This window comes from Dokdonella sp., assembly GCF_049593775.1.
Classification (GTDB): Bacteria; Pseudomonadota; Gammaproteobacteria; order Xanthomonadales; family Rhodanobacteraceae; genus Dokdonella.
Genome location: NZ_JBAWHJ010000309.1, coordinates 1 through 3,192 on the forward strand (window position 1 = coordinate 1; position 3,192 = coordinate 3,192).

Annotated in this window: 3 protein-coding genes; all 3 read left to right on the plus strand. The window is 60.1% G+C overall.

The genetic code is table 11. The features are described 5' to 3' along the window. A partial coding sequence (locus WBP53_RS10795) for a sensor histidine kinase (protein ID WP_423928774.1) occupies nucleotides 1–568 on the plus strand: 568 nt, incomplete at its 5' end. Nucleotides 569–930: 362 nt separating this feature from the next. Continuing rightward, nucleotides 931–1,950 (plus strand): exo-alpha-sialidase, encoded by a 1,020-nt coding sequence (locus tag WBP53_RS10800; protein WP_423928776.1) that lies wholly within the window; start codon nucleotides 931–933, stop codon nucleotides 1,948–1,950. Between the two features lie 125 nt (nucleotides 1,951–2,075). Continuing rightward, the coding region (locus tag WBP53_RS10805; protein WP_423928778.1) for an anthranilate synthase component I family protein at nucleotides 2,076–3,192 on the plus strand (1,117 nt) is incomplete at its 3' end.

The following is a 3,192-nucleotide window of genomic DNA, read 5'->3' on the forward strand; positions in this document are numbered from 1 at the left end:
ACGACTGGGTGGCATCGTTCGCGCAATGAGTGAATCCAGTCGCGTCGAGCGCGCGATCGCCTCCGCTGAAGTGGAGGATTTCGATTTGCGCGCGCTGGTCAGCGGGTGTGCCGAGGGCTATCGCGCGCTCGCGGAAACGCGTGACTTGCGAGTGGCATTGCCTGTCGCGCCGCTGCCTTTCCACGGCGCTCCCGACCTGATCGCACAGGCGCTGGACAAGTTGTTCGACAATGCGCGTTCGTTCAGTGCGAGCGATGGCTGGATCGCCATCACTCTGGAACAGTCCGAATCCGGCGTCATCCTGCGCATGGCCAACAGCGGCCCACTGCTGCCGCCAGCGATGCAGGACCGCCTGTTTGATTCACTGGTCAGCCTGCGCGAACGCAGTGCCCGCGGTGCCGGTGAAACGCCCCACCTCGGACTGGGTCTGCATGTCGTGCGTCTGGTTGCAGAGCTGCACAATGGCCGCGCGACAGCGAGCAATCTCGATGATGGGAATGGCGTCGAATTTTGCTTGTGCATGAGCGGCATGAGTCGGCGTCGTTTGAGTTCGAATGCAAACGCGTGATCCGCCGGACAATGCCGATCATTTCATTTGCTTTGCCCACGACCTGTCTGGCGGATGTGAGCACGCTGATCGGGTAGTCATCTGGCGCCGTCGAACTCTTCCCGGCGCGCGACTGCACCCAGTGGCAACAAACTGAACATCAGACAAGAGCCCGCAAGACCGTTCCTGGATATTTGCGCCTGCGCTCGACGGCTGAACCCGAACAGCATGTTTTCACTTTGTTCTGTCCTGGCAAGAGTTATACTCAGCGGATTGGACCATGGATGAGAGGTTCCGCCATGTTGGCAAGAAAGTGGACTGGTTTTCTTCTGGCCGGATGTTTGGCGGCAACTGCGAGCATGCCCAACACCGCAGTGGCGCAGGTGAACAGGTCTTTGCCCGTTGTCGTGATCGACCCACTCGACGGCAAGCAGACGCAAGTCTATGACGAACTGATTTTTGGTGGCCCCTCTATCACCCGACGTCTCTGGGTTCGGCAATCGACCGACGATGGCGCTAGCTGGACGATCCCCGTGCAATTGCTGCTGGGTGCACCCTTGCCTCGTCAGCCGACCATCATTAGTTCGTTTCAATCGGGTCCCAGCCTGCTGAGTTCACCGCTTGGCGGCTACCTGCTATTTCATCATTTTGGCGGTGTCTCGCCCTCAGACATCTGGCGTCAAACCAGCGCAGATGGTGTCGACTGGTCTCAGTCCACGCTGGTGGATCTCGGCTGGCCCAATGCAGGCGGAGCTGGTGCAGGTTCCGGCTTCCCCAGCGTAGTCCGAGATGGTGCCACTTCGCTGACGATGCTGTATGAGCGGTTCGCCCCAGACGGCGCCAGTCCCGCGGGCCTCTATTTGTCCCGCTCCACGGATCTGGGACTAACGTGGTCGCCACAGCGAACCCTGGTTGCCGAAGATGTGGCATTGGGTAGCCGAGCGATGCTCGCATATCGTGCTAGCGACGGGCGCTATCTGGCTGCTTACACTGTTTCTCCCGAGAGCGGAGATAGTCGTGTCGTCGTCAAGGTCACCGACGATGCCCTCTCTTGGGCAGCGCCCGCCGTTCTGGAAGTTCAGGGGGATAACAGGTCCCCAGCCCTTGTAGTCATGCCTGACGGCGTTTTCGTCCTGTTGTATGCAACTGTAGCTGGCAACCAGGGTGATTTGTTCTTCCGCCGATCGCCGGACGGCATTGCCTGGGGCGCGGAAGTCCGGCTCACGAATTCACCCGACAACTTTGATTCGACCCCATTTGGCGTTGCAGGAATGTCCACCTCAACGATTGAGCTCTATTGGTCCCGCACGGCTGACCTTAGCGGCTTCGGTGGCCAAATCGTCCGGGAAACCGTGCTGGTCGAGCAGCCTGATCTCGTCTTCGAGAGCGGCTTCGACGAATAGTTTCAACCGACATCGTTCCGGGTCCGTCTGCCGATTCAGAGGACAGTTCTGCTCATCCGCTGTGCTGTATCCCTGACTGGCTCCCTGCTATCTTCGCGGGCCGCCTGCATTGAAGTGCCGTCACCGTGATCAGCCAGGAACAATTCAACGCCTACGCCGCCGAGGGTTACAACCGCATTCCGGTTGCGCGCGAGGTGTTGTCGGATCTCGACACGCCGCTGTCGGTTTATCTGAAGCTGGCCGATGGGCCTTATGCCTACCTGTTCGAATCGGTGCAGGGCGGCGAAAACTGGGGGCGTCATTCGATCATCGGCTTGCCGTGCCGGCGCGTGTATTCATTGCGCGGGCACACCTTGTCGGTCGAGGAGCTGGGCGAAGTCATCGAGACACGCGAATTGGCTGATCCGCTGGCCGGAATCGATGCCATTCGCCAGCAATACCGAGTGCCGGAACTGCCCGACATGCCGGCCTTTTCGGGCGGGCTGGTGGGCTATTTCGGCTTTGAGACGATCGGCTGGATCGAGCCGCGTTTCGCAATGGACGACAAGCCCGATCAGCTCGGAACACCCGATGCCTTGCTCATGCTCAGCGAGGAAGTCGCAGTTTTCGATAATCTCAAGGGTCGGCTCTACCTGATCGTGCACGCCGATCCGTCGCAGCCGCAGGCCTATGCCCAGGCCTGTCGTCGACTGGACCAGTTGTCATTCCGCTTGCGTCATTCGGGATCGAGCTATCCGGAGACGCTGGATCCCAAGCCACTGGACGAAGCCGATTTCATATCCGGCTTCACCCGGGAAGGCTTCGAGGATGCCGTGCGCCGCGCACAGGAATATATCCGCGCCGGCGACATCTTCCAGGTGGTGCTGTCGCAACGCCTCAGCGTGCCTTTCCGCGCGCGGCCGGTTGATGTCTATCGTGCATTGCGCTCGCTCAATCCCTCGCCATACATGTATTTCATCGATCTCGGCGCGACCCAGATTGTGGGTTCGTCGCCGGAGATTCTCGTGCGTCAGCAACACGGCAAGGTCGTGTTGCGACCATTGGCGGGCACCCGTCCGCGCGGAGATACGCCTGAGCAGGATCTCGCCCTGGAAACCGAATTGCTCGCCGACCCGAAGGAACGCGCCGAACACCTGATGCTGATCGATCTTGGCCGCAACGATGTCGGCCGGGTCAGCAAGACCGGTACAGTCAAGCTAACCGACAGTTTCACGGTCGAGCGCTATTCGCACGTCATGCATA